This is a genomic window from uncultured Cedecea sp. (assembly GCF_947498825.1).
Taxonomy (GTDB): domain Bacteria; phylum Pseudomonadota; class Gammaproteobacteria; order Enterobacterales; family Enterobacteriaceae; genus JGM124.
In genome coordinates this window covers 1-265 of the sequence record NZ_CANMLV010000085.1, presented here as the reverse complement: position 1 = coordinate 265, position 265 = coordinate 1, and the positions used below count along the sequence as shown (strand labels likewise).

Below are 265 nucleotides of genomic sequence, written 5' to 3'. Positions count from 1 at the left end.
GCGCTACGGCGTTTCACTTCTGAGTTCGGCATGGGGTCAGGTGGGACCACCGCGCTAAAGCCGTCAGACAAATTCTTATACAGGTGCCGTGCCTGAATTTTAAAACTGGTGCTGATACCCAGAGTCGAACTGGGGACCTCACCCTTACCAAGGGTGCGCTCTACCAACTGAGCCATATCAGCACACTAAATTTGATGCCTGGCAGTTCCCTACTCTCGCATGGGGAGACCCCACACTACCATCGGCGCTACGGCGTTTCACTTCT

1 tRNA gene and 1 rRNA gene are annotated in these 265 nt (G+C 54.3%); both read right to left on the bottom strand.

Annotation, left to right across the window (positions count from 1 at the left end):
* Nucleotides 1-68, bottom strand: a 5S ribosomal RNA gene (gene rrf / locus Q1A40_RS23045); the annotation flags it as partial.
* Between the two features lie 38 nt (nt 69-106).
* A tRNA-Thr gene (locus Q1A40_RS23040) sits at nt 107-182 on the bottom strand.
* Nucleotides 183-265 lie beyond the last annotated feature (83 nt).